This is a genomic window from Gilliamella sp. ESL0443, from assembly GCF_019469165.1.
Lineage (GTDB): Bacteria > Pseudomonadota > Gammaproteobacteria > Enterobacterales > Orbaceae > Gilliamella > Gilliamella apicola_E.
The window spans coordinates 997367-1014639 of sequence record NZ_CP048263.1; the positions used below are offsets into that span (position 1 = coordinate 997367).

At 34.1% G+C, this 17273-nt stretch carries 13 protein-coding genes and 1 tRNA gene; 7 read left to right on the forward strand and 7 right to left on the reverse strand.

Annotated elements, in window-relative coordinates:
• The first annotated feature begins 300 nt into the window (after positions 1-300).
• The 3 genes from pykF to GYM76_RS04550 all read left to right on the forward strand — a co-directional run bounded on the left by pykF (position 301) and on the right by GYM76_RS04550 (position 5417).
• Positions 301-1713, forward strand: coding sequence for a pyruvate kinase PykF (gene pykF / locus GYM76_RS04540; RefSeq protein ID WP_065562828.1), 1413 nt, complete (start codon positions 301-303; stop codon positions 1711-1713).
• 112 nt (positions 1714-1825) lie between these two features.
• A complete protein-coding gene (ppk1, locus tag GYM76_RS04545; protein WP_065562829.1) occupies positions 1826-3883 on the forward strand; it encodes a polyphosphate kinase 1 in 2058 nt (685 codons plus the stop codon).
• Positions 3884-3893: 10 nt separating this feature from the next.
• The gene (locus GYM76_RS04550; RefSeq protein WP_220226045.1) at positions 3894-5417 is read left to right on the forward strand and encodes an exopolyphosphatase; all 1524 of its coding nucleotides are present in this window, start codon (positions 3894-3896) and stop codon (positions 5415-5417) included.
• Between the two features lie 47 nt (positions 5418-5464).
• On the opposite strand, the gene GYM76_RS04555 is transcribed toward GYM76_RS04550, so the two are convergent.
• From GYM76_RS04555 to GYM76_RS04565, 3 genes are all read right to left on the reverse strand, one after another.
• Positions 5465-6925, reverse strand: coding sequence for a DASS family sodium-coupled anion symporter (locus GYM76_RS04555; RefSeq protein WP_220226046.1), 1461 nt, complete (start codon positions 6923-6925; stop codon positions 5465-5467).
• 90 nt (positions 6926-7015) lie between these two features.
• Positions 7016-7975, reverse strand: a complete 960-nt coding sequence (locus GYM76_RS04560) for an FAD:protein FMN transferase (protein WP_065562832.1) — start codon at positions 7973-7975, stop codon at positions 7016-7018.
• Positions 7976-8004: 29 nt separating this feature from the next.
• Positions 8005-10776 (reverse strand): flavocytochrome c, encoded by a 2772-nt coding sequence (locus GYM76_RS04565; protein WP_220226047.1) that lies wholly within the window; start codon positions 10774-10776, stop codon positions 8005-8007.
• Positions 10777-11290: 514 nt separating this feature from the next.
• On the opposite strand from GYM76_RS04565, the gene GYM76_RS04570 reads away from it, so the two are divergent.
• A complete protein-coding gene (locus GYM76_RS04570; protein ID WP_220226048.1) occupies positions 11291-12343 on the forward strand; it encodes a hypothetical protein in 1053 nt (350 codons plus the stop codon).
• Positions 12344-12438: 95 nt separating this feature from the next.
• Here GYM76_RS04570 and GYM76_RS04575 read toward each other — a convergent pair whose 3' ends face one another.
• The 3 genes from GYM76_RS04575 to dnaQ form a co-directional block, all read right to left on the reverse strand.
• Positions 12439-12801 carry a YbaN family protein gene (locus GYM76_RS04575; RefSeq protein WP_065562835.1) on the reverse strand — a complete coding sequence of 121 codons (363 nt, stop codon included), beginning with the start codon at positions 12799-12801 and terminating at the stop codon, positions 12439-12441.
• Positions 12802-12887: 86 nt separating this feature from the next.
• A tRNA-Asp gene (locus GYM76_RS04580) sits at positions 12888-12964 on the reverse strand.
• A gap of 123 nt (positions 12965-13087) precedes the next feature.
• Entirely contained in the window at positions 13088-13819 is a 732-nt protein-coding gene (gene dnaQ / locus GYM76_RS04585) for a DNA polymerase III subunit epsilon (RefSeq protein WP_065562836.1), read from the reverse strand.
• Between the two features lie 158 nt (positions 13820-13977).
• On the opposite strand from dnaQ, the gene rnhA reads away from it, so the two are divergent.
• Genes rnhA through GYM76_RS04600 form a run of 3 tightly spaced genes read left to right on the forward strand, consistent with a single transcriptional unit; the run spans position 13978 to position 16513 of the window.
• Positions 13978-14451: a ribonuclease HI gene (gene rnhA, locus GYM76_RS04590; protein ID WP_065562837.1), complete on the forward strand. Its 474-nt coding sequence runs from the start codon at positions 13978-13980 to the stop codon at positions 14449-14451.
• A gap of 40 nt (positions 14452-14491) precedes the next feature.
• A complete protein-coding gene (gloB, locus tag GYM76_RS04595) occupies positions 14492-15220 on the forward strand; it encodes a hydroxyacylglutathione hydrolase (RefSeq protein WP_220226049.1) in 729 nt (242 codons plus the stop codon).
• A 42-nt stretch (positions 15221-15262) separates the two neighbouring features.
• On the forward strand, positions 15263-16513 hold the full coding sequence (locus GYM76_RS04600) for a transglycosylase SLT domain-containing protein (RefSeq protein WP_081303339.1): 1251 nt from the start codon (positions 15263-15265) through the stop codon (positions 16511-16513).
• Here GYM76_RS04600 and GYM76_RS04605 read toward each other — a convergent pair.
• Positions 16494-17273: an endonuclease/exonuclease/phosphatase family protein gene (locus tag GYM76_RS04605; protein WP_065562840.1), complete on the reverse strand. Its 780-nt coding sequence runs from the start codon at positions 17271-17273 to the stop codon at positions 16494-16496. The two genes, GYM76_RS04600 and GYM76_RS04605, sit on opposite strands and share 20 nt — an antisense overlap.

The following is a 17273-nucleotide window of genomic DNA, read 5'->3' on the forward strand; positions in this document are numbered from 1 at the left end:
TAAAAATTTAACCAAAAAAATGTTTTAGTTTTTTTCTATCTCAATTGATGTCTAGTTTTTTGATAAAAAACTTTATTTAAAATGTCGTTAAGACTATAATAAAAAAAGTTTTTAAGAATGGCTTATATTGATGAGATTACTAAATTCTTTAGATATTGCTTTTAATAAGAGTAACTTTTTAAAGTTACTCTTCCCTTTTTATACCAATGCACTGGCATTGGTTTTTTTTGTTTAAATATTTATATTTAAAACCATTTATTTAAATTTGAACATTAACTTTAACAACTAGTAGATAATATTATGAAAAAGACAAAAATCGTTTGTACCATAGGACCAAAATCAGAATCAAAAGAGATGCTAACTAAATTATTAAATGCAGGCATGAATGTAATGCGTTTAAACTTCTCTCATGGTGATTATGAAGAGCATGGTAATCGAATCAAAAATTTACGTGAAGTAATGCAAGAAACAGGCTTGAAAGCTGCCATCATGTTAGATACTAAAGGCCCAGAAATTCGTACTATTAAGCTTGAAGGTGGAAACGATGTATCACTTGTAGCAGGCCAAACTTTCACTTTTACTACTGATGAAAATGTAGTTGGTAATTCAGAACGTGTAGCCGTTACATATAAAGGATTTGCTCAAGATCTTAAACCAGGTAACCGTGTATTAGTTGATGATGGTTTAATCGCTATGGACGTTCAAGAAATCAAAGGTAACGAAGTTATTTGTAAAGTTTTAAATAACGGTGACCTTGGTGAAAATAAAGGTATTAACTTACCTGGTGTTTCAATCAAATTACCTGCACTAGCTGAAAAAGATAAAAATGACTTAATTTTCGGTTGTGAACAAGGTGTAGATTTTATTGCAGCATCATTTATCCGTAAACGTTCTGATGTTGAAGATATTCGTGCTCATCTTAAAGCTCACGGCGGTGAAGAAATCAAAATCATTTCTAAAATCGAAAATCAAGAAGGTCTAGATAACTTTGATGAAATTTTAGAAGCATCTGATGGTATCATGGTTGCTCGTGGTGATTTAGGTGTGGAAATTGCGGTTGAAGAAGTTATTTTTGCTCAAAAAATGATGATTAAAAAATGTAATAAAGCTTCAAAACCAGTTATTACTGCAACTCAAATGTTAGATTCAATGATCAAAAACCCACGTCCTACTCGTGCTGAAGCTGGTGACGTTGCTAATGCAATTATTGATGGTACAGACGCTGTTATGTTATCTGGCGAAAGTGCTAAAGGTAAATATCCATTTGAAGCAGTTAATGTGATGGCTACTATTTGTAAGCGTACTGATGGTACTATCCCAGCTAAATTAGAGCTAACCACAAAAGAAGAAACATTACGTATTACTGCTGCTGTATGTTGTGGTGCTGTTGAAATCGCAGAACGATTAAATGTACCATTAATTGTTGTTGCTACTCGTAGCGGTAAATCAGCTCGTGAACTTCGTCATTACTTCCCGACAGCTCGTATTTTGGCTCTATCTTCAAGCCAAAAAACTGTCAATCAACTTGCCTTATCTAAAGGTGTTGAGCCTATTTTAATTGATGCAATTAATTCAACAGATGATTTCTACCGTTTAGGTAAAGAAATGGCTGTTAAAATTTGTAATGTAAAACAAGGTGATACAATTGTTATGGTATCAGGTGCATTAGTTCCAAGCGGAACAACTAACACAACTTCTGTTCACCGCATCTAATCACCTTTAATTTTGTTTAAATGAATGATAAAAAGCTAGCTATATGCTAGCTTTTTTTTTATCTTACGTTATTCTGTAATAAATCAAATTAGTGGAATGGGCATTACAAAAAATGATAATAGAAAAAGTATATTTACCTAAAGAACTAAGTTGGTTATCATTTAACCAACGGGTGTTACAAGAGGCTGCTGATGAAAGTAATCCTCTCATAGAACGAATCCGTTTTTTAGGTATCTACTCAAGTAATCTTGATGAATTTTATAAAGTCCAATTTGCAAATTTAAAAAAATATGTCCTTATTGAGCAAGAACAAGCTCAAGCAACATCTAATGCTAAACATTTATTGCGTCAGGTTAATCAAAAAGTCATTCAACTTGAATTACAATTTGATCAGCTCTATAACGAGCTATTATTAGAAATGGCAAGGAATCAGATTTTCCTAATAAATGAAAGGCAACTTACCACTTATCAAGAAACTTGGATAAAAAATTATTATAAGCAAAATTTAAGACAGTATATTACCCCTATTTTGTTAGATAGCCATACTGAGTTGATTCAATTTTTAAAAGATGATCATGCTTATTTAGCTGTTGAAATTATCTGTAAAGATAGTATTAGCTATGCATTACTTGAACTTCCTACCGATAATGCGCCTCGGTTTGTTTTATTACCTTCAGAAGTTTCAACTAAAAATAAATCAATTATTTTTTTAGATAACATTTTACGTTACTGTTTAGCGGATATTTTTAAAGTCTTCTTTGATGCGGTAGAATTAAATGCTTATTCTATAAATATTAATCGTGATGCTGAATACGAATTAAATACTGAACTTGATAGTTTACTTGAGTTAATGTCTCAGGGTTTGAAACAGCGGTTAACTGCTCAGCCAGTTCGTTTTACATACCAAAAAGACATGCCAAAGGCATTATTTGAATTATTGATAAATAAACTAAGATTAACTGAACAAGATGCAATGCCTGGTGGACGTTATCCCAATTTCAAAGATTTAGCAAATTTTCCAGATCTTGGTGTCAAAAACTTACTTAATAAACGCTTACCAAGCCTTGCTTATAATCGATTCAAGAAATTCAGAAATGCTTTTGCAACAATAAAAGACCGAGATGTATTGCTCTATTATCCTTACTATTCATTTGGACATGTGCTTGAAATTATGCGACAAGCGTCATTTGATCCAGCTGTTACCCATATTCGTATGAATATTTATCGAGTAGCTAAAGACTCCAGATTTATTCATGCGGCTATAAATGCAGCGAACAACGGTAAAAAAGTCACAGTAGTGGTAGAACTGCAAGCTCGATTTGATGAAGAAGCAAACATAAAATGGGCTAAAAGGTTAATTCGTAGTGGTATAAAAGTTATCTATTCACAACCAAAACTTAAAATTCATGCCAAATTATTCTTAATCGATCGTAAAGAAGACGATCGAATTGTCCGTTATGCTCATATTGGTTCAGGTAATTTTAATGAAAAAACTGCACGTATTTATACAGATTTTTCATTATTAACGGCTGACCCCGCGATTACCGATGAAGTTATCAAAGTATTTAACTTTATTGAAAACCCATTTAAACCGGTAACTTTTCACCATTTATTAGTTTCGCCACAAAATACACGATTACGCTTTCATGAATTTATTGAAAGAGAAATCAATAACGCTAAAGCCGGGAAACCTTCTGGCATTTATCTCAAACTTAATGCAATAACTGATAAAGAGATGATAAATCAACTCTATAAAGCTTCTTGTGCTGGAGTGAAAATACGTATGATTGTGCGAGGCACCTGTATACTTGTTCCTCAAATTCCTAATTTAAGTGAAAATATCTATGTAACCAGTATTGTTGACCAGTATCTCGAACATGCTCGAGTTTATATTTTCGAAAATGACGGTAATAAAGATACCTACATATCATCTGCCGATTGGATGCCTAGAAATCTTGATAACCGTATTGAGGTTGGCGTAAAAATATTTGATCTGACATTAAAATCCACTATTCATAATATTTTCAATATTCAGTGTAATGATAATGTCAAAGCTCGAATTATCGATAAAGATAATATGAACAATTACGTCCAAAGAGGTAATAAAAAGAAAGTAAGAGCACAACGTGCAATTTATGATTATCTAAAACAATTAGAATCAGCAAGTTAAGGATTTGAACGTGAATAAATTTGATGAATATGCAGTTATTGATCTAGGTTCGAATAGTTTTCATATGGTCATTGCACGTTGTATTGATGGTGCAACACAAATTATCTACAAAAATAAAAAAAATATTCATTTAGCTACCGGTTTAAATGAATTCTATGAGCTAAGCGAGACAAGTATTAAACGAGGTATTGAATGCCTTGCACTCTTTGCTGAACGGCTGAATGGATTTCCCCCGGAAAATGTTCGAATTGTTGCAACCTATACGTTACGTATCGCCACCAATCGGCATAAATTTCTAGCCGAAGCGGCTAAGGTTCTACCCTACCCAATTGAAATTATTTCCGGACAAGAGGAAGCCCGTTTAATCTATTTAGGTACCATGACAGCCGAATCAACCGCCGAAGAAGATACCAAATTTGTTATTGATATTGGTGGTGGATCGACTGAAATTGCCATAGGTCGAGGAAACGATCTCAAACCATTTATTGTGGCAAGTCGACCAATGGGCTGTGTTACTTACACTAAGCAATTTTTTCCACAAAAGACCATTGACCGATATTCATTTTTAAGAGCTAAACTGGCAGCCGAACAACAAATTGAAAATCTTATTACCACAATAAAAAGACAAAATATTAGTGTCGCATTTGGTACTTCCGGCACAATCAAAAGTATTTACAAAATATTATTAGATTTAGGTGTCAGCGATGGAATCATTACGCCTAAACGTTTGGATGATTTAATCAGTTATATTTTAGAATTCAAGTCTTTTCATGATATTGACTATCCATCGCTTTCAGAAGAAAGAAAAAACGTTTTCGTCAGCGGGTTAGCCATTTTTAGTGGCGTTTTTAATGCATTAGGGATACAAGAGCTTCAATTTAGCCCATGCGCATTGCGTGAAGGAGTTTTGTATGAACTTATTGATGGTCCAAATTATCGAGATATAAGACAAACAACAGCCGAAACACTCTCTCAGCATTACAACATTGATGAACGCCATGCCAAACAAGTGGTGAAAACGGCAAAGTATCTTTTTTCACAATGGAAAACGCAAACTTCGACTAATATTCCGCAACATTTAGAATCTATCCTCTATTGGGCAGCGCAGCTTCACGAAGTGGGACTGAAAATAAATTTTTCATCAATACACAAACATTCGAGTTATATCCTGTTAAATAGTAACTTACCCGGATTCAATGAAGAACAACAACTTTTATTGTCTACCCTTGTTCGTTATCATCGAAAGTCAATTAACATTGATGAACTGCCCTATTTTAGTTTATTCGAATACAAACATATCATCTCGTTATTGCAGATTTTGCGGCTTGCCGTTTTATTTAATAACCAGCGTAATAACGATCTGGATCTCACTACATTTAGATTAAAATTAAACAGTGATAAATTAAGCAAACTGACGATAGAACTCAACGAAAAGTTTGTTGAAAATAATAAGTTAATCTTGCTTGATTTAGAGCAGGAGCAGAAATATTGGAAATCGGTTAATGATTGGAAATTATCGATTGAAATGTTTTAATCACTCAAAAAAAACCGCCAGTTTAACTGGCGGTGATAGCTAAACTTTTATCCTAATCCAATGATTTTCCACCATAAAATACCAATAGTGAAAACAATAATTAAATTTACTACGCTACAAATGAAACCGACTTTCCACCATGTTTTAACCGGTACAAAGCCTTCAGCAAACAGTAACGGGTTACGAGCATTAGCAAATTGGGTAATCGAACCAAAATAGTTAGTACAAATAACTAATGCAAAAATGGCAATCATTTGCGGCACGCCGAGCGCTAAAGCAACCGTTAAAAATACTGGGAATAAAGCAGCAATATGCGCATTACCACTCGCAAAGAAGTAATGGAGATAAACATAGGCTACACACAAAATAACAATGACTAAAACCCAGCTACTATCTCCTAAGTGACCTTTAACCGCATTACCAATTGTATCGCCTAGCCACTTAGTTACGCCAAGTTTATTAACTTGTCCCGCCATCATCAGTAATGCTGCAAACCAAATTAAAGTATCCCAAGCAGCCTTTTCACCTTTGATATCATCCCAACTAAGTACACCGGTTAAAATTAAAATTGTTAAGCCGATAAATGCAGTAGTAGTTGAATCAATACCAAAGTTTTTACCAAAAATCCACAAGCCTAACAGTAATAAAACAGTTGAACCCATAATAAGTTCTTTAAAGGTCAGAGCCCCCATTTTTTTAAGTTCTTCTGTGGCTAATTTAGGCGCTTCTGGTGTCTTTTTAAGCTCAGGATTGGTTAAAAAGTAGATAACTAAAGGAATAACAATAAATGAGACTAAACAAGGTACGATAGCCGCCATAAACCATTGTCCCCAGCCTAAAGTAATACCAAGTTGACTTGTTACTAATTTGGCTGCCAACAAGTTGCCGGTAAAGGCAGTTAAAAACATTGCCGATGTAATATCATTTACATGACTAATGGTTAACATTAAGAAAGTGCCAATACGATTTCTTGATTCATCTTTTGGATTTGAATTAAAATTGATCGCTAATGCTTCAGCGATTGGATAAATCACACCGCCAGCACGAGCTGTCGTACTAGGAATAGCTGGAGCTAATGCCATATCCGTTACCGACAGGCCATAGGCTAAACCTAATGTATTTCTACCTAAAAGTTTAACAAGATAATAAGCTATACGCTTACTTAACCCTGTTTTGATAAAACCACGTGCTATCATAAAAGCAATAACGATAAGCCAAATAAGGCTACTGTTTAATTCGCTTAATGAAATTTTAATCGCCTCTGTCGCTGTTGCTGCCCCTGATGGTCCTAGAACCGCAAAAACCGTTATCGCTAATAATCCAATTGCACCAATTGGCATAATTTCAGCGACAATACAGGCAATAGTAGCAACAAAGATGATACTTGTGTGCCAACCTTCAATACTAATTCCTTCTGGCGGAGAAACAAATTGCCATAATATTGCTGAAATAACAGCAATAATTATGAGCGGTAACCATTTGACAGGTGGTTTTTTCACTGTGTTCATAGTATTTTCCTTTTTAATTAAAAATGACTTAATTTAATTCATAATAAAAACGATTCAGTTTGATATAATCTTTTCGTTTCCAATAAAATGTTAATGTAAAACATAATGTTGGCTAATTAGCTGAAAAGCGAAATTATCAGTATTAACTAGTTCGATTGTTTTATTTTTTAAAACAAATATGGCTGATAAACTCGGATGTTCAATCAAATATTTACTAGCTTTTTTAACCCCTAATCCATAGAGAATAGTTGAAAATATATCTCCTTCAAGCGACGTATCTGAAATTACCGTTACACTTTCTAATTCATTATCTAGCGGGTAACCGGTTGAAGGGTTGAATATGTGATGATAACGGTGATTATTTAAGGTAAAGTAACGCTCATAAATCCCTGATGTAACAACAGATTTATTATTAACTTGAATAATCCCGGCCAATTGATTGTTGAGTGAAAATGGCTCTTTCAAACCTATTTGCCAATTGCCATTCCTATCTAAGGGTGATTTGCCTAAAGTTAAGACGTTACCACCTAAATTGATAATAGCTTGATGTATGTTATTTTGCTGTAGGACTACTTTAACTACATCTGCTATGTAGCCTTTGGCTATAGCACCTAAATCAATTTCCATTCCCTTTTTTTTCAAAAAAACTGCACAAGTTTTAGGATCAAGCTCAATTTCGCTAGGATCGGTTAATAATAGTTGATCATAAATTTGCTGTGGGGAGGGAACTTGCTGGCCTTGAAAACCGATTTTCCATAATTTGACTAAAGGACCAATAGCAAAATTGAAACAACTATTGGGCATTAAACTGACTTTATAAGCTTGCTCAATAAGCGAAAACACAGCACGGCTAACGATAACCGGATGTTTACCCGCAGCAGCGTTAATCGACATAACTTCTGAATGACTGCGGTTAACGGTCAATTTATCTTCAAGTAATTTTATGGTGTGAAACACCCTATGAGCTACGGCTTCATTAGGCTCATAAAGCGTTAATGAAACCGTGGTACCCATTAATACTTGAGTATATTCATGGCTTGAATTAAGCATTTTAAACAAGCTTAAGTCATATTAGTCAATTAATGATTAATGTAATCAGTGGCTTTTCTACCTGCCTGCATACCAAATATAATGATATCAGCAACAGCGTTTCCACCGATACGATTGGCACCATGAACACCACCGACCACTTCGCCAGCAGCAAATACGCCTTGTATTACATGTTTATCCGTATCTAAAACTTGAGTATCGGTATTAATCGTTACCCCACCCATAGTATGATGCACACCCGGAGCAATCTTAATCGCATAAAATGGTCCTTTGTTAATAGGATGTCGCATACCAGTTGTTCGACCAAAGTCTTCGTCACGTTTTGTTTCAGCGAACTGATTATAACGCTCAACAGTTTGAGATAAAGTATTGCTGTCAATTGAGAGTTTATCAGCAAGATCTTTAATCGTATCAGCTTGAACGACTAAATCATGTGATACATATTCTTCAACAGCTTTGTTTTCATTACGTACTTGTTGATCAAATAGAATATACGCATAATGCTCAGGTAATTTAATAATTTCTGCTGAAACTTTATCACGAGTATCTAACTCATTGACAAAGCGTTGCCCTTTTTGGGAAACCAGTATCGCCCCACCACCACGAATTGATTCGGAAATCAAATACGAAGTTGTTTGCTCTACAGTTGGATGAATTTGAATTTCTTTCATATCCACTGTGCCTGCGCCCAGTTTTTCTAAAATCATAATTCCGGAACCGGTTGCACCTTTATGGTTAGTGGTAACAAATCCTTTTAGATCTGGTCGATATTTTTCAACCATTTCACGATTTGCACTAAATCCACCAGTAGCAATAATAACCGCTTTGGCTTTAATCGTTTGAACGGAGCCGTCTTCTTCATTGACTTTAACTCCGACAACTTTATGATTCTCAGTTAATATTTCAGTTACATTGGTATCAAGCATAACTTCAATACCACGTCGGTTGATATTTTTTTGCAATCCACTAATTAAAAATCCGCCAACAGCAGCACCACTTGCCGGGCGATGCGTACGGTCAATGCTCATGCCACCCGTAGTTGTGATACCACTAAGTTCGATACCATTATTATCTAACCAGTCAATGGCATCAGGAGCATTTTCAACAAAATAACGAAGTAACTCAGGATTATTTTTGTTTTTACCACCTGTTAAGGTTTCTTTATAGAACAGCTCTTTACTGTCCACAATGCCTTTAAGTTTTTGGAATTTAGTTTCGGCTGCATTCATACCAGCAGAAGCTTTATTTGTATTGCCACCAATAACCGACATTTTTTCAACCATAACTACACTTGCTCCTAAATCATGTGCTTGAATAGCGGCTGCTAGTCCAGCGCCACCACTACCAACCACCACCACATCATAAGCTTTATCATTAGGATCACCACCCTCTGCAATGATAGCTTCTTTATTTGATTTCGCCATAGCTTTCGTTACGGCTTTTTTGAACGCTTCACATTGTGATGTCGCGCCGGAAATTGCATCGACGTGAGGACTATTAGAGTCAATAATACGATGTTTGATTTCAGAAAAGTTGTTGACCACTTCACTATCAAAATCATTAGCATTGAGCAATTGCATGTCTTTAACAAAGTCATTACCTAATTCAACATTAATTAAGTATTCATAAGACTCATCATTAACCTTTTCTTGATAATTGCCCGGCTTGAATTTTTTTACATTAAGATTCACATCACGAATCAAGCTTTCAACTAATGAAAAGTGCCATAGTGGCTCAGGTATATTGAGTTCTTCACGTTTATCACTATTGATGAAAAGTTCAAGTTTCTCCCCTTTTTCGACTCGACTAAGCCAATCAGGGTAAGCAATACATGCCCGACCAACTGCAACCAGATCAAAGCCGTTATCCATAGCTGCTTCGACATCACTTATATTAACCACATTACCGACACCAACAACCGGAATTTTAGCTAATGTCTGTGATCGCATTGCAACATATTTATTAATTAAAGGCGTTGGATCATTAGTTTCAACAATAGATGGTCTTAAGATCGCCCCCATAGAGAAGTGAACGTAATCAAGTCCCTTTTCAGCCAATTTTTCAAGTAAGTACATCGAATCATCAAAACGAATTCCAGGTACTTCTAATTCTTCCGGCGAAAAACGATAACCAACAATAAAATCAGGGTTGGCATATTCTTTAACCATATTATGTGTAATATCTAAAACAGCCAATGGGAATCGAGCTCGATTATCACGGCTACCACCCCATTTATCAGTTCGTTGATTTGAGTTAGGTGAGTAAAATTGTTGAATTAAGTAGGTATTAGCGCCATGAATTTCGACACCGTCAAATCCAGCTTGGATCGCTCGACGAACAGCTTGACCAAACTTATCAATCATTTCATCAACTTCATCTGCCGTCAATTCAATTGGGGTTGCTGCGCCTGGTCGTGGTGCAGCTATCGCACTTGGCCCAACTGGCGATTGTCCACCAATAAGTTTAGGCTCAACCATACGGCCACCATGATAAACTTGGATAACCGCTTTGGAGCCTTTCTCTTTAATGGCTTTAGCGATCTTCGCTAATCCTTCTATTTTATCATCATTATCTAAACCAATCGCACCGGGAAACGCTAACCCTTTATTGTCAACAAATCCACATTCAACAATAATAGTGCCAATTTCACCCGCTCTTGCTCGGTAATATTCAATTAAATCATGCGTAACAGAACCTTCGTAAAACCCTGAACAAGTAGTCATTGGTGCCATCATAATACGATTTTTTAGGGAAACACCATTGGGTAAGATTACTGGTTTAAAAATATCTTCGTTTTTCATATTTCATTACCTAATCATTAATATTTAAATGTTAACGTGGATCATAACATCCGAAATTTTTCTTCTCCACTTACATAAGTTTCATTAGTCGGAAAATATCATTTTTTCGACAAAAATTTATTCAAATTTATTAATAATTTATAAAACAATCTATGGATATAACAAAAAGAATTGTCTGTTTTTTATATTATTTTGAAAGTGTTTGCGTACAATACTGCATAAACCTGTCTAAAAAAAAACACTATAACTATTTCATTTACTTATATTTTTTTTAACTTCTATCACTTGTACTTTATTTTTATTCGACTAAAATGCTTACCAATTTTAGAAAAGAGAATTTGATTATGCTTGTGGTCCATACAAATAAACCAATAATAAAATTGAATTGTCTTTTTATTTTGAATATTCATCCTCCTTTATGGAGGATTTTTTATATCTATAAATTCAACCTTCCAATTTTATATCAAATTACTAAACAATACCACTTCCAGAACAGCCATAAACAGGAGACACCATGAAACCTTTGATCCCTTTTTATAACCCAAGTATTAGCTATGAAGATAATTATGCTAAAGGACCTTTTGGACTTTTTGCAGAATTAGATAAAGCAGAAAAAGTTTCAACTAAACCAACCAAATTCTTAAATGTTGATGTTAATTTACCATTTGGCCAACCCGCTGGGCCTTTATTAAATGCAAATTATATTAAAGCAGCATTTGCTTATGGATTCGATTTATGTGTATATAAAACGGTAAGAACAAAATTACACAAATGCCATCCGTTACCTAATGTTTTATCTGTTCATCCGAAAGGTAAACTTACGTGTAATTTAGACACAGTTTTAGCTGATACCAATTATAGCCAACCTCTTTCAATCACTAATTCATTTGGGGTTCCATCATTTGCTCCAGATATATGGCAACCAGATATGGCTGATGCTGTTAAAGCTGCTGGTCCAGGACAATGTGTTATTGGTAGCTTCCAAGGAACTCAAGGTAATGGAGTGATTGAACAAGATTATGCATTAGCCGCTAAATTAGTAAGAGAAACCAATGCACCAATTTTAGAAGCTAATTTAAGTTGCCCGAATGAAGGTGCAAGTAAATTACTTTGCTTTGATGTAGATAGAGTTGAAAGAATTGTTAAAGAAATTAAAAATGCTGTACCTGACCGCCCTCTTATCCTGAAATTAGCTTACTTCCCAGATGATGAAAGAATCGTTTCATTATTAACTCGTATTGGAAATATAGTTGATGGGTTAAGCGCGATTAATACGTTGTCAGCAAAACCTGTTGACGCAAATGGTCATCCAGCTTTAGGTGAAAACCGAAAAGAAGGCGGTATCTGTGGCGATGCAATTCGTTGGGCTGGCTTAGATATGGTTAGTCGACTCGATAAATATCGTAAACAAATGGATTTAAAATTTGCAATTATAGGTGTTGGTGGAGTTAGTAACAGTGAACATTATCATCAATTTATAAAAAATGGTGCTGATGCTGTAATGAGTGCAACAGGTGCGATGTGGAATCCGTTACTTGCTATTGAAATAAAAAAGAGTTTGAAATAATAGTAAAAAATAATACATCGCAATAAAGAGCTAATACTTTTCTTACAGGGTAACTTATTTACCCTGTTTTCTCTTAATTTCAACCTTTATATTGATCATTTTTTATTAAAATAATAGTAGACAAAAATGACATGAGCAAAAAACACAGTGGCTAAGATTATTCTAACATGTAAAGAATTAAAAATAATAAAAGGAATAAGTAACACAACAAACACCATTGCCAACATCTTAAATAAACTTGACCTGGTTGCCTTCTTTTCAATTAGCAATTTTTGGATATAAGTTTGATAGTAAGTAGTTTGTGTAAAATAGTTATAGAGGCGCTCTGAACTATTTAACCATAGATATGCAGTAAGTAAATAAAAAGGTACTGTAGGTAACAAAGGAATAAAAATACCAATAGTTCCTAAAGCAAAAGAAACTCCACCTAGAACAACAAATATCGATTTTTTTAGCATGTCTAAATCAATTTAATTAATATTCATAGGATATCGAAGATAGCACAATTATAATAAACAAGGAAAGTATAAAGAAAAATAAGAATTGGCGGAACGGACGGGGCTCGAACCCGCGACCCCCTGCGTGACAGGCAGGTATTCTAACCAACTGAACTACCGCTCCGCTTTTTAGATACTTTAATGTGGAACATCAAAGTAGGCGTGATGTTAAAGATTATTTTTATTTTCGTCAATAAAATTTTTAAAAATAAAGTTCAATTGAATAGAAAACAATCATTAATGTACTTTAATGTGCTTTCCATAATGCCCCGCCACTTTTTTTATCAATCTTTTCTAAAATTGACTCGTGAGCAGAGAGTTCAGATTCATTTGCTTTAATTATCTTTAAAGGAGTTCCATTACGTTCAATTTTCTTGACGGTATTATTTGACATTGATAATGGATTATCTTCAGCGCTGAATGCTAACGTCGTTTGCCCCCCTGTCATTGCTAAATAAACTTCAGCTAGAATCTCAGCATCAAGTAAAGCGCCATGCAGTGTACGATGTGAATTATCAATCTGATAACGCTCACATAGTGCATCTAGATTATTTCGCTTACCAGGGAAAAGCCGCCGAGCCATAGCTAATGTATCAGTAACAATACAATGTTCAGCTGTTTTAAAATTTAAACCACAAAGACGAAATTCATAATCCATAAATCCGACATCGAACGATGCGTTATGAATGACTAATTCAGCACCATCAATAAATTTTATAAAATCATGTGCTATATTTTTAAATATTGGTTTATCTTTAACAAATTCATCACTTATACCGTGAACTCTAAAGGCTTCTTCATCAATTAAACGTTCTGGATTGATATAAACATGGAAATGATTGCCAGTTAGTCGCCGATTTAATACCTCAACAGCACCAATTTCAATAATCTTATGCCCTTCATAGTGATTATTACCGTCTTGGTTCATACCTGTTGTTTCAGTATCTAATACAATTTGACGTGTTGAATGTGTTATCACGTTATACTCTTCTTCTAAAATTGGGAAATTTAATAATTAATGGTATAGTCTAACACCAAAATGCGCTGATGTTGATACCTACAGTGTTTTCGCCACTAATTACATAACATCACATTATTTAATTTTAAATTTTATTCAATAGGCAAAGTTTATTTAGTATGTTAAAAAAAATTCAAATTTTCACAGATGGTTCTTGTTTGGGTAACCCTGGTCCCGGTGGATATGCCGCAATTTTAAAATATAAACAAACAGAAAAAGTATTAGCTCAAGGTTATTTTAAAACTACCAATAATCGAATGGAATTATTAGCTGCAATTGTTGCTTTAGAGCTTCTTAAAGAACCGTGTCAAATTCAACTGTATTCTGACAGCCAATATCTACGTAATGGCATTATGAATTGGATTCATGGCTGGAAAAAAAATGGCTGGAAAACATCAAATAAACAACCTGTTAAAAATGTTGATTTGTGGCAACGTTTAGATGAAATAGCTAAATCACATACTATTGAATGGATTTGGGTTAAAGGTCATGCTGGTCATATCGAAAATGAGCGTTGTGATATTATTGCTAAAAATCAAGCCGAATCCCCAACTTTACACGATACTATTTTTGAAGCATCGTTAAAGGACTGAATACAAAAAACAGTTAGATAACTAAGAAGGTATAATAACTATGTATCGATTACATGTTATCCCGGCCCTAAAAGATAATTATATTTGGTTGTTGGAAAACAACGATAAACAAATTGTTATTATCGACCCAGGTGAAGCTGCCCCTGTAATTAGTTATCTAAAAAAACACTACTTGTCACCCCTTGCAATTTTACTAACTCACCACCATATCGATCACACTGGCGGGGTAACAGAGCTAAAAGCATTTTATCCCGATATTGAAGTTTATGGGCCTAGTGAAATTAATTTGCAGATTAACTATCTAGATAATATAGATAAAATATCAATTGCTGATTTTCAATTTGATATTATTTCAGTACCGGGACACACATTAGGACATTTAGCTTATTATTGCCGACCATATCTATTTTGTGGTGATACCTTAATGTCTGCTGGTTGTGGTCGAATTTTTGAGGGTGATTATAAGCAAATGCTAAGCTCGCTTAATAATTTAAAGCGACTACCTGATGATACGTTTATTTGTGCAGGACACGAATATACTAAAGCTAATTTGAACTTTGCACAAATGATGGTTCCACATGATAAAGTTATTCATGAATATTATAATTATATTTGCAAAAAGAAAATTACTTTGCCTTCTATTTTAACCAAAGAAAAACAGATTAACTTATTTTTACGGTGTAAAGAAAAATCTTTACAAAACAAATTCAATTGTAACAATGAGTTAGAACTGTTTGCTTTTTTTAGGAGCCAAAAGGACATTTTTTAGGTATAATAAGTCGTTTAAATTAATGTCCTAACTTATAATCTAATGAAAAAATTATTAATATTTACAGTGTTATGTGCTTTTTTAGTCGGGTGTCAAAACCAAGGGTCGCGATACACTTCTGGCTCAAAACCATACAATTCTAAATCAATAGTTAATTCTAGCGTTAAAAGTGGTGGTGTTAATTACGCTTCAGTCACGCAAAATCCTTGGCATTACATGCTAACTCAAATTAACGTAAATGTTCCGAACAACAGCCGAGTTGTCGCGGAAAGAGAACGTTTACTGCGTAATCCACAGGGATTTGAAAATATTGCATTACGATCTGAACCTTATGTATATTACATCATTAATCAGTTACGAAAAAATAAGCTACCGGTTGAACTTGCTTTAATTCCATTAATTGAGAGTGCTTATGACCCTTTAGCTACCTCGCCTGCTCAAGCGGCTGGTTTATGGCAATTTGTGCCAATTACAGCTAAAGAATATGGTTTAAAACGTAGCAGTAGTTTTGATGGACGTCGTGATCTAATTGCTTCAACCAGCTCAGCTATATCTCTTTTACAAAATCTTAATAACCGTTTTAATGGCGACTGGTTATTAACATTAGCAGCATATAATGCAGGTGAAGGTCGAATTCAACGAGCGATTGATAAAAATAAAGCTAAAGGATTACCTATTGACTATTGGTCTTTAGATTTACCACAAGAAACAATGCATTATGTGCCAAAAATATTAGCTATTATCGACATTGTTAAAAACAATAAACGTTATGGAATTAAACTACCGGATTGTAATTATCAAAACTCTTTAGTTAGAATTGATATGTCTAAAAACATTTCATTGTCTAAAATAGCGCAATATACTGGATTATCACTAAATGATTTAATGACATACAATGCCGGTTATGTGCAACAAACTGTAAATGGCCCTTTTCATCTATTAGTTCCTTATTCTCATGCAAATAAACTATTCAAAAAGTTGAAAAATGAGAATTTAGTTACTAGTCAAGTAACTGAGCTTTTAGAAGATGTGCCACATAACAATATGCCGTTTGAAATTAAATCAACGACAATTCAATACAGTACAGTAAATGCTAAAGATGCTAAATCTATTTTAAGTAATGGCAAAAAACAGATTACTTACCAAGTTAAAGCTGGTGATAATCTTTATTCCATTGCGAGGAATTACCGAGTGAAAATCACCGATCTTTTACAATGGAATAAATTAAAAAATGGACGAGTAAAAGAAGGTGATGTATTAACAATTAATTTAGTCAATTCGAATTCATTTTAAAATTGACTAATAATGGATTATGATCCGATGCGGCTGTACTAATTATCTTAGCCGCATCAAGCTTCAAACCTCGATAAAAAATAAAATCCAATGGCCTGCCTAAAAACGTTTTCCGAATATCAATAGCAAAATTAACCGGTTTAAGATTTATTGATCGAGTCAAATGATAGAGTAAATTCAGTCGTTGTCGACTCCATGCATTAAAATCACCTGCCAATATAACAGGTCCATCATGCTGCTTAATATAATTTAATAACATATACATCTGTTGACGATATATCTTTACGCCAATACTAAAATTGATGGCATGAATATTGGCAACTAACAGCTGTTTAGTAGAATTTTTAATTGGATAAACAGTAATTAGAGCTGATTTAGGTACTCGAATAAATGGCTCTTTTTCTCTAAACGATAATATTTTAGTCGGTGCTGAATCAGTTATAGTCATAACTCCAGCAAAAATATCATTAAAGCAGTAAGCTGGTACATGATCTGCAACTTTGTTATTCGCAGATATAAAATTCAATAATTGTGGTGTTGTTTGGGCTTCTTGTAATAGCATTAACTTTGATTGGCTCGCATATTGTTCAAGAATTTTAATACAATCAGCCCGTTTTTGTTTAAAAATATTCCAAACCAAAACCGAGAATGATGATTGATCAATTAGTGGTTCATCATTGACTATCTTATGGTTTGGTAATATCAGTTCAACACTACTATTTCCTTGATATCGTAGTGTATAGTCTCGATGCTTAAACAT